9 protein-coding genes are annotated in these 8,528 nt (G+C 68.4%); 3 read left to right on the top strand and 6 right to left on the bottom strand.

Annotated features, from left to right (window positions below):
- The first annotated feature begins 137 nt into the window (after positions 1 to 137).
- The 3 genes from KPF47_RS12635 (at position 138) to KPF47_RS12625 (ending at position 2,927) form a co-directional block, all read left to right on the top strand.
- Positions 138 to 1,022, top strand: coding sequence for an IS5 family transposase (locus KPF47_RS12635; protein WP_224388065.1), 885 nt, complete (start codon positions 138 to 140; stop codon positions 1,020 to 1,022).
- A 511-nt stretch (positions 1,023 to 1,533) separates the two neighbouring features.
- On the top strand, positions 1,534 to 2,376 hold the full coding sequence (locus tag KPF47_RS12630; protein WP_224389057.1) for an IS5 family transposase: 843 nt from the start codon (positions 1,534 to 1,536) through the stop codon (positions 2,374 to 2,376).
- 191 nt (positions 2,377 to 2,567) lie between these two features.
- Positions 2,568 to 2,927: a hypothetical protein gene (locus tag KPF47_RS12625; protein WP_224389056.1), complete on the top strand. Its 360-nt coding sequence runs from the start codon at positions 2,568 to 2,570 to the stop codon at positions 2,925 to 2,927.
- Between the two features lie 138 nt (positions 2,928 to 3,065).
- On the opposite strand, the gene KPF47_RS12620 is transcribed toward KPF47_RS12625, so the two are convergent.
- The 6 genes from KPF47_RS12620 to KPF47_RS12595 form a co-directional block, all read right to left on the bottom strand.
- The gene (locus KPF47_RS12620; protein WP_224389055.1) at positions 3,066 to 3,371 is read right to left on the bottom strand and encodes a hypothetical protein; all 306 of its coding nucleotides are present in this window, start codon (positions 3,369 to 3,371) and stop codon (positions 3,066 to 3,068) included.
- Positions 3,349 to 3,753, bottom strand: a complete 405-nt coding sequence (locus KPF47_RS12615; protein ID WP_224389054.1) for a hypothetical protein — start codon at positions 3,751 to 3,753, stop codon at positions 3,349 to 3,351. The genes KPF47_RS12620 and KPF47_RS12615 overlap by 23 nt, the downstream gene beginning before the upstream one ends.
- 16 nt (positions 3,754 to 3,769) lie before the next feature.
- Positions 3,770 to 4,657 carry a hypothetical protein gene (locus KPF47_RS12610; RefSeq protein ID WP_224389025.1) on the bottom strand — a complete coding sequence of 296 codons (888 nt, stop codon included), beginning with the start codon at positions 4,655 to 4,657 and terminating at the stop codon, positions 3,770 to 3,772.
- Positions 4,654 to 6,015 carry a replicative DNA helicase gene (gene dnaB, locus KPF47_RS12605; RefSeq protein ID WP_224389053.1) on the bottom strand — a complete coding sequence of 454 codons (1,362 nt, stop codon included), beginning with the start codon at positions 6,013 to 6,015 and terminating at the stop codon, positions 4,654 to 4,656. The genes KPF47_RS12610 and dnaB overlap by 4 nt, the downstream gene beginning before the upstream one ends.
- Positions 6,012 to 7,589: a hypothetical protein gene (locus KPF47_RS12600; protein WP_224389023.1), complete on the bottom strand. Its 1,578-nt coding sequence runs from the start codon at positions 7,587 to 7,589 to the stop codon at positions 6,012 to 6,014. The genes dnaB and KPF47_RS12600 overlap by 4 nt, the downstream gene beginning before the upstream one ends.
- Positions 7,590 to 7,909: 320 nt before the next feature.
- Positions 7,910 to 8,173: a WhiB family transcriptional regulator gene (locus KPF47_RS12595; protein WP_255659578.1), complete on the bottom strand. Its 264-nt coding sequence runs from the start codon at positions 8,171 to 8,173 to the stop codon at positions 7,910 to 7,912.
- Between the last annotated feature and the right edge of the window lie 355 nt (positions 8,174 to 8,528).

Genomic DNA, 8,528 nt, shown 5'->3' with positions numbered 1-8,528 from the left:
GAAACTCGACAAGTCGTTCTGAAACGACCTCTTAGAGCGTCCGGCAGTAGAGGTGGCCGTGTGTCGGTGTTGGTAGAGACACGGACCTGCAAGTGATCATGGGATTGCTGATGTCCTGATGGTCGCCTGGAGGGTCCGTGCCTCTATTGCCAGAATCGCTGATCGACCCCCTCTGGGTCGAGTTCGCTGCCCTGATCGAGGCAGAGCGGCGCCCGGAGTTCGACCCGGCCCATCCGTGGGGCTGTCACCGTCGCCGGATCTCTGATCGGGTCGTGTTCGACCACGTCGTTGCCGCTCTGGTGCACGGTAGTGGCTACGAACGCATCGCCACGCCGGGTTGCTCGGACCGCACCATCCGCCGCCGTCTCGATGACTGGGCCACCGCGGGAGTCAGCGAGGAACTGCTCCGCACCGCGCTGGCCGGTTACGACCAGATACTCGGCCTGGATCTTGACGATCTGGCGGTCGACGGATCGATCACCAAGGCACCAGGCGGAGGCGAGGTGGCCGGCCGCAGCCCTGTCGGCCGCGGCAAGCAGGGCACGAAACGGTCCGTGGCCTGCGATGACCAGGGCATCCCGCTGCACCTGGTCGCGGCGCGAGCCAACGACCATGACTCGCCCCTGCTGGAACCGACCTTGACCGGCATCGTGACGATGATCGGCCCGCTGCCCCGCCACCGCGACGCCCACGGTGGTGATCTGTTCCCGACCGTGCACCTGGACCGCGGCTATGACTCCGGCAAGACCCGTACTCTGCTGCACACCCTGGGCTTCACCGGCGAGATCGCGACCACGGGGGTCCCGGCTCCGATCCAGGCAGGACGACGGTGGCCCATCGAGCGCACGCACTCCTGGATGAACGGCTACGGCAAGCTGCGCCGGTTCACCGATCGCCGGAAGATCATCGTCGAGTTCTACCTCAACCTCGCCGCCGCGCTCACCGTGATCCGCCGGCTGATCAACCGTGCCCGCAGCCGCTACCGCTGGACAACCCGACCCACGACCCGTCGACTCCGATAACCATCAATTGCCGGGCGCTCTAAAACTCCGGCGAGCAGCGAGCACACCCGGCTTCTTGAGTTCCGTGAGAGGTGCTCAAGAAGATCACGCGGTGGCCGCCCAACCCCGGGCTCTGCCCGTCACCGAGCCGGTCGCACACCACTCTGGTGGATGCCACTACACACACCCGTCGGCAGCATGCTGTGTGCTGGTCGTCGTCCAGCTGGGCGCAGGCCATGACACCGCCATCCGAAGTATGTTTAGAGCGCCCGGCAAATGAGGTCGTGGGGGTGTCGTTGCAGGTAGAGGCACGGACCCTCCAGGCGACCATCAGGACATCAGCAATCCCATGATCACTTGCAGGTCCGTGCCTCTACCTGCAACGACACCCCCACGACCTCATTTGCCGGGCGCTCTTAGAGGTCGCGCGGATTGGTCACAGCTTGGCCGCGGTCGAGTGTCTGGGGGCGAGGGCGGGTACGGGCCTGCCGATCATGAAGTTATCTACGCTTCGTGATCGTCTGGAGGCCGCGTGCCCACCCTGCCATCATGGCTGACCGAGCCGTTGTGGGACCAGTTCACCGCGCTGCTGCCTCATCGAGACGAGTTCGATCCCACCCATCCGCTGGGCTGCCATCGCCGCCGGATCGCGGATCGGATCGTGTTCGACAAGCTCCTGCAGGTACTGCGGTTCGGCTGCTTGTATGAGGGCATCGCTGACAGCACCTGCTCGGCGACCACCATCCGCGATCGTCGTGACGAGTGGATCAGGCTCGGGGTCTTCGCCCAGCTGCGTCGGATCGTCCTGGACGCCTACGACCGCATCGTCGGTCTGCTGCTGCACGACATCGCCGTCGATGGCGCCATCACCAAGGCCCCCGGCGGCGGCGAGGTCGCCGGTCCGTCGCCGGTGGACCGGCGCAAACAGGGTATGAAACGTTCGGTGCTCGTCGAGGGATACGGCATCCCGCTGGGCCGAGTCCTGGCCGGAGCCAACCGGCACGACTCCCCGCTACTGGGCCCCACCCTCGACCGCCTCGATGCTCTCGGCCCGCTGCCCGACGACATCACCGTGCACCTCGACGCCGGCTATGACTCCGGCAAGACCCGCGACACGCTGGCCGAACGAGGCCTGCACGGCGAGATCGCGCACAAGGGTGAGAAAGCGCCGATCCAGGCCACCCGCCGCTGGCACGTCGAGCGGACCAACGCTTGGCACAACAGCTTCAACCGGCTGCAGCGCTGCTACGAACGACGAGAAATCGTCGTCGACGCGTTCTTCGACCTCGCCGACACGATCGTCACACTCCGTAGCTTGATTCGGCAGGCCTGGACCACACACCGCTGGAACGCCCGACCTGCACGACGTCCATGATCACCAACCAATCCGCGCGACCTCTTACTCACTAATGGGTTATAGGTCACACTCAGCCTTGTACGGGTGCTTCGGTTGACTCCACCCGGCTGGCTGGGGAGCACGGTCCGGGGCGGGAGCAACCCTCCCAGGGCCGAGGCCGACCGCGATCAGGGCATGGCAGCCTCGGCCCACCCCTGCGGCGGTCCTTCTTGCCAGGCCGCAAGGGACGGACCGGGCCCGCCGACGACCGCACGGAGCAGCATCCCGCGGATCGTCAGACATGTTGTCAGGACCCTCACCTCTACCAGGCCTCGTATGCGTTGATGGACTACTTCTCCGGCCACTGCCGCCGCGGAACGATCGCCGACGGCTACGCCGGCCCCGCCCAGCTCCCACCCGCCGATGCCCCCTACGACCCCGACGACACCGGCGGCGACATCCTCGGACGGGCACTGCCGGATCACTACACCCCCGATGAGATCCAACTACTGACCATCGCCATCGCCGCACTCGCCGTGTCCTACCTGGACCGGGACAGCGCCTACCGCCGCCGCGGTCTCCAGCTCTGAACCAGACGAACACCGCGTCGTCGTCGCGATCAACGGCCCAAATCACCGGCTCAAGGACAGATTCCTGTCCGCCGGCCCCACAGCTGCGTCACGATCCAGCCGGGCCGGTCAACACCGCCCCCGGACCGGGAACGATCGTCACCAGTGCCGCATCAAGTCCCGGACCGTGAACGGCAACTCAAGGACACCGTGTTCAAACAACAGCCGCTCAACATCGGCTGTCGTGAGCGGTTCCCCGTCCTGCGCCGCGTGGAACGCCATGTTCTTGGCATCGGCTATGAGCGCCTCGTGCTCGGCGCACCATGTCGTGACTTTCCGCTTCACGACATGCCGCTTCGGCGGCGCCAGCGATTTGTAGGTATAGGCTCGATACGCATCATGCGCGGTCTTGTATCCGCGTCCCTGCGCGTCATCAAGAATCTCACCGGTCGATGCAGCGACCACGACATGGCGCTGATCGGTGTCCGTCGACAACGCCTCGCTGACGACGACCTTCGCGGCCCGACCTCCCATACCGGTTCTCCCTCGATAGTCGGCAGGACACGACCGGCCGAGCACAGTCCCATCTGGCCGGGTCCACCGTGGGGCCGTCGACGTCGTCGTCGGTGGACCGCCACGCGACCCGGCCGGTGGCCACGTGCACGATCCGTACCTCGTCGATCTCGGCGTCGGCGACCCCTTCGATCGCGACCGGGATCGCACCCTCCACCGTCGGATAGATCATCGTGAACGCCGACGCGGGTAGCCAGTCGCTGGACAGCTCCACATCGGCCTCGATCCGATACCCGCCCACCCACACAGACGACTCGGCCACGGGCTCGCTCACGGCGCGACCACCCTCCTCACCGGACGCCGGCCACCGCGCCCGCCACATCGGCGGTATCCGGTTCGGGTGTGCGGTCCCCGGCCAACGAGGCCGGCATCTGGATCCGCAACCCGACCAACAGGCGCGGGCTCCACACCCGCTCAGCACCCAGACCGACCAGCAGCTTGTTACGCCGCAACCACGCCACCGCCGCATCAGTCTGGGCGGACCCGATCCGGGCCCGCAGCTCGCGGGTGATCGTCCCGTGGGCCCGGTGCGAACCCAGCAACACCTCGGCCACCGCATCCACCGCCTCACGCATCTGGGCCTCGGGGGCGAGCCGGTCACATACCGTCCTGATCCGCGTCGCCAGGGGCTTGCGGTCGGCCGGGTGAATCTGGGCATCCGCCACCGGCTGCAGCTGTAGGTCCACCCGGTACCACGCCCACGGCCCCGACCCGGAGGTCTTCTTTTTCTTCTTCTTGTCATACAACGTCCCGGTCATCGGCCCGGCCGGGTCGACGACCAGCACGACCGCCGCTTTCGGGACGTTCTGCCGCGCCGTCGTGAGGTAACCCGACCACTCCGTTTCCACCGTGAAATCAGCGAGTGTCAGGCCCGCCGTCTCCGCGAGTGCGGGCAGCCCGTCAATACCGCCGGGCAGGTCGTGGCGGGCCCGCACCTGCAGCGGCAGGCGAGCGTCGCCGAATACCGACTTCGCCGTCAACGACGACCCGACCTTCAGCGATCCAACCTGCTTCGCAGGGACCACCGCGGCACGTTTCGTCCCGTCCTGCAACCGACGCAACGCACCCGGACCGAACAGCAACACCACCGTCTCGGGCCCTGACTTCGGCTTCAGCTCAGGCTTGGGTGCTGGCACGGCCAGGGTGTTCGTGCCGGTGGTGAGCTCGTCGGCGGTCATCGGCGGCCCAGTCCGGCGAAGCGGCTGTAGTGCAGCTGGTGGGCCACCGCGATGGTGCGGGTGGGGCCGCCCCGGTTCTTCGCCAGGATCAGATCGGCCTCCCCGGCGCGGGGGTCGTTGTGGTCGTAGGCGTCGGGGCGGTGCAGCAGGATCACGATATCGGCGTCTTGTTCCAGTGCGCCGGACTCGCGTAGGTCCGATAGCACGGGTCGTTTGTCGGCTCGTTGTTCGGGTCCGCGGTTGAGCTGGGATAGCGCGATCACCGGGACGTCGAAGTCTTTCGCCAGCACCTTCAGCTGTCGGGAGAAGTCGCTGACCTCGACTTGCCGGTTCTCCACCCGGCTACCGGAGGACATGAGTTGGAGGTAGTCCACGACGATCAGGTCCAGGCCGTGGCGGGCCTGCACCCGGCGCGCCTTCGCCCGGATCTGGGAGACCGTTGTGGTCGCGGTGTCGTCGATGAACAACTCGCCACCGGCGAGGACCCGGGTCGCGGCGGCGGTGATCCGCTCGTAGGCGACCTGATCGAGCGCATGTGGGGTGCGGAGATCCGAGACCCGGACTCGCGCCTCCGCGGCGATGATCTTGTCGCGGATCTCGGATTCGGACATTTCCAGGGAGAAGATCACGCTGGTCTTGCCGTGCCGGACTGATGCTGCCCGCACCATGTCCAGGGCCAGGGTCGATTTCCCGAGCCCGGGGCGGGCGGCGATCACGATCAGCTGGCCGGGTTTCCAGCCGCCGGTGACCTCGTCCAGGTCGTCCAGGCCGCTGGGCAGCCCGGGTTCACCCCAGCCGGCTTGCAGGCCGTCCAGCCCGGCGAGCCACGCGGCGTGACCGGATCCGAACGCGACACACCCAGCGGAATCATCATGCACAGCCGACACGCCGTCCAGCGTAGAACGAGCCCGGTCAATGACCCCGCTGATTTCCCCCGACTGCACGCCGATGTGGCCGAGTTGTTGGATCCGGATCCCGGATTCAACCAGGCGGCGCAGCGTCGCTTTCTCGGCCACGATCTCGGCGTAGTAGGCGGCGTTCGCCGCGGTCGGTACGGCCGCGATCAGGGTGTGTAGAGACGCCGCGCCACCGATCCGACCCAGCTCCCCGCGACGGTCCAACTCGGCGGCGACCGCGACCGGATCCGACGGCTCCCCGCTGGCATCGAGGCCGCAGATCACCTGATAGACGGCGGCATGTGCGGGCCGGTAGAAATCCCGGACCGTCACCGTCTCGGTGACCTCCCCGACCACCTCAGGCGAGAGCATCATCGCCCCGAGCACCGCCTGCTCGGCGACCAGATCGTGCGGCGGCAACGGCCCCGCACCCGACTCCGAGGCCGGTGTCGAGGTGCTCACGCGGTCACCGCCGAGCTCTGACCGGGACGGCAGGCCGGGCACGGCACACACCGGCCGTCGCCCCCGTCGACCGTCCGCATCACCGCACCGTCACCGGCACGGGCCTCACACATCCCACACGCCGCCGACGACTCCGAGGTCTCGACCTGCTCAGGAACGGAGACCGGGTCGACGCCAGCAGCCGCCGGCTGATCCTGCGTGGCCTGTTCCGGGCGTTGAGAGCGCCGCTGTGGGCCGTCGCGGCGGACTGGAGGGTCGAGCAAGGGCAGCGGGGTCTCGGCCAGTGGTTCCGCAGTCAGAGCGCGGCGTCGGCGAGCGAGGTGGCGGGTGAAGGCGTTCACGACGTAGACGACCGGGGCGCCCTTCGCCTCCGACAACGCCGCCTGCCCGATCACTGCCGCCTCGACCAACGACAGCCCGTGCACGGACACGGCCTCACAGATCGCGGCCTGGACCTGATCAGCATCCGCCGGGGTCAACCGCCACCCCGTCTTGCCCCGAGCCTGCGCCCACGCCACCCACGGCAACCGACGTACCACCTCCCGAGCCTCGACCCCCAGCGACACATCCAGCGCCTCATCGACCGGCTCGGTGAGTGCCTCGGTGAATGCCTCGGCCCGGCCATCGAGCCCAGTGCGCTCGGCGAGACCGCCCGCCCCGAGACCGACCGCCTCGACAACCGAACCGCCGCGACCGAACCCGGCTGGCGCGGCCGCCGCGGCGCTCGGAGCGGGCGGCGGAGCCGACCCGCGCGCGAGCGCGCTCGATCCTTCGATCTCTCTCTCTTCGAGAGAGATCGAAGATCTCTCGATCTGAAGGTGTCCCCGAAAACGGGGGACAGTCCTGACCTGCACAAACTCTGACTGTCCCCGGAATCCGGGGACAGTCGGCTCACCCTGTCCCCCGATCTCGGGGACAGCTCCGACCAGGGCGAACTCTTCCTGTCCCCGGATCTCGGGGACAGGACCTTCGACCTGTCCCCGAGATCCGGGGACAGTGCTGACCTGCGGCGATCGGGAACGGTCTGGGCGAGGCCGTGGGATGGTGTGACGCCCCGCGCGGGGCGTCTTCCCGGTCGCTTCGACGTCCCGGTAGACCGCGTCCCGCGCCGCGGTGAACGCGGCGTCGGCCTCGGTCAGCGTCGCCGCGCCGCGGTAGCCGGCCGGCGGGTGCAGACTGACCGCGAACCGGTCCGGGACCGGACGGCCGCGGCCGTCGCGGCGCTGCCGACGGCGACCGGTGTCCGGGTCGGCACCACCGTCGTAGACGGTGAGGAATCCGATCTCGATCAACTCGGCCAGGATCGGGGCGAGCTTGTCCGCGCGACCGACACCGACGTGATAGGCCAGCCGTTCACGATCGAGCACCGGGGCCTGATCACCGGCCGGGCGCATCGTGGCCATATCGGCCAGGACCTCCGCCGCAACCCGCGCGGCCGGGGACACACCGCTGTAATGCACCCACCGCGGCGAGAGCCCGATGCTCGTCGCCGACGCCACACCCACGGTGAACGGCTCCCGACCGGCCACCGCCGGCGCGGCGCGGTGTGGGGAGTTCCTCCAGGGCGTGCTCATCGCACACCACCCGTCGATGCGGAGACCCACAGGTCAACAGGTGTAAACGGCTCGTGGCCGGGGTGGCCGGGGTGGCCGGGGTGGCCGGGGTGGCCGGGGTGGCCGGGGTGGCCGGGGTGGCCGGTCATAGGTAGAGTTCTCCTATCTCAGCCTCACGGCTGGTTGGATGGACGACTGGCGGCCCTTTTCCTTGGTGGGTGGGGGCCGTTTGTCGTATTCGGGGGACAGACAGTAGTCAGGTCGCTCGCGGTCGCCACATCCGCCCCACCGGCCCGGTCGCGGCAGCGACGCCGACGCTGGTAGGTCTGCGGGCGGGCGGATCACGAACATCTCCGATCCCCCGCCGCGGACGCTGCGGTACCGGGGATGCCGCGGCGCAGGTGGTGTCGTTGGTTCGCTGACAGTCCGCCCCAGATCCCGTACTGCTCGCCGGTGGCCAGGGCGTATTCCAGGCACGGGAGCCGGACCGGGCACAGCGTGCAGATCCGTTTCGCGGTATCGGCGGGCTCGCCAGGTTCGGGATAGAAGACACCCGGGTCGGTCTGGGCACAGAGTCCAGCGCCCGGCCAGGACACGTCCGTCATACCGGACGACATGATGACCTCCGCTCCTTCACGGTCAAGCGATGACGTGCCTGCTCATCGGCAGGCGCTCTGCAGCGCGTGGGCGCGCTGCGCGGTGACGGTGAGCTGGTAGCGGGCCGCGACTCGGACGAAGTCGTGGGCGTAGGCACACGCGTCGACCGGGGGCATCCAGTGCATCGCGAAGCTGGAGTTCCTGCGCGGAATGGACGCCCACGCGTTGGACCTGTCGGTGCTGCCGGCCGAACGCCGCCGGTTCCTGGCCACGGTCGGTCGCCGCCTCACCGCCCAAGCGCTGGAACGGCGGGAGCGGAACGCCGGTACCCGATCTGCTGACGTTGCTGGCCCAGTCGGCGAC

It is taken from the genome of Pseudonocardia sp. ICBG1293, assembly GCF_020131355.1.
Taxonomy (GTDB): Bacteria; Actinomycetota; Actinomycetes; order Mycobacteriales; family Pseudonocardiaceae; genus Pseudonocardia.
The sequence above is the reverse complement of the archived record's forward strand: the minus strand, read 5'-3'. Positions and strand labels throughout refer to the sequence as shown.